Source organism: Limimaricola variabilis (genome assembly GCF_014195545.1).
Lineage (GTDB): Bacteria > Pseudomonadota > Alphaproteobacteria > Rhodobacterales > Rhodobacteraceae > Limimaricola > Limimaricola variabilis.
On the sequence record NZ_JACIBX010000034.1, the window covers coordinates 1 to 1,380 of the forward strand.

1 protein-coding gene is annotated in these 1,380 nt (G+C 67.5%); it reads left to right on the plus strand.

Annotated features, from left to right (window positions below; all coding sequences use genetic code 11):
* The first annotated feature begins 101 nt into the window (after nt 1-101).
* Nucleotides 102-1,292 (plus strand): ROK family transcriptional regulator, encoded by a 1,191-nt coding sequence (locus FHS00_RS17540; protein WP_183475388.1) that lies wholly within the window; start codon nt 102-104, stop codon nt 1,290-1,292.
* Nucleotides 1,293-1,380 lie beyond the last annotated feature (88 nt).

The window sequence follows — 1,380 nt, forward strand, 5'->3', positions numbered from 1 at the left end:
TTGACCGAACGTTAGCGTCGATTCTGCCGGCCAGTCAATAAATAAATCCAGTTGATTTAATAATTGAATGTGCTGCATGATGGGGGCAGGGAGGATATCGGATGGACAAATCCGAAGTGCGCAGCCTTGCGGGCGGCGCGAACCAGCGCGGATTGCGCGATCACAACGAGCGGCTGCTGCTCAGCCTGATGCAACGACATGGTCCCATGCCCGGCAGCGATCTGGCGCGGCTTTCGGGCCTCTCTCCCCAGACCGTCTCGGTGATCCTGCGCCGTCTCGACGAGGATGGCATGGTGTTGCGCGGCACGCCGCAGCGTGGGCGCGTCGGCAAGCCGCGCGTCCCGGTGGGGCTCGATCCGGACGGGGCGTTTTCGATCGGCCTCAAGATCGGGCGTCGCAGCGCCGATCTGCTGATCGTCGACTTGCTGGGCCAGCCACGTGGCCAGCTGCACGACACCTACCGTTATCCCGATCCCGCCGGCATCATGCGGTTTCTCGAAGCGGGCATCGAGGATCTGTTGGCACGGCTGCCGGCGCGGCTGCGCGACCGGGTCGCCGGGATCGGCGTCGCCCGGCCGCACGAGCTCTGGATCTGGCCCGAAACCATCGGCGCGCCGCCAGCGGCGCTCGACGGCTGGCGCGGTTTCGATTTCGCCGCCGAGATCGGCCGGTTCTCGGCCTTTCCCGTCTTCGTCGACAACGACACCACGGCCGCCTGTCGCGCAGAGCATGTCTATGGAAGGGGACGGGCGTTTCGCGACTACGCCTATTTCTTCGTGGGCTCCTTCATCGGCGGCGGCGTGGTGCTGAACCATTCGGTGTTCGAGGGCGCGCGCGGCAATGCCGGGGCCATGGGGTCGTTGCCGACGCGCGACGCCGCCGGTCGGCCGGCGCAGCTTATCGACACGGCCTCGTTGCACATGCTCGAGCGGCGGCTCGAGGCGGCCGGCCACGACCCGGCGCGGCTGTGGAGCCTGCCGCAGGACTGGTCCGGCATGAGCGACGTAATCGAGCCCTGGCTCGACGAGGCGGGCGAGGAGCTGGCGCGCGCCGCCGCCACTGTCTGTGCGGTCATCGACTTCGAGGCGGTGCTGATCGATGGCGGCTTTCCCGAGCAGGTGCGCGCATCCTTGGTGGAACGGGTCAGGGCGGGGCTCGACCGGGTCGATCTGCGCGGCTTAATCCCACCACGGATCGAGGCTGGCGCGGTGGGCGGCAATGCGCGCGGTCTCGGCGCCGCCTGCGCACCGATCTTCGCGCAGTTCCTGCTCAACACCCATTCGGGGTGGTGAGCGATACTTGAACCGCGACTCCGCGGTGGTTGGAGGGTAGGGCGCTCACGTCCTCTTCTCCAGCATCTTGGCCCGGAACACCTCGGCG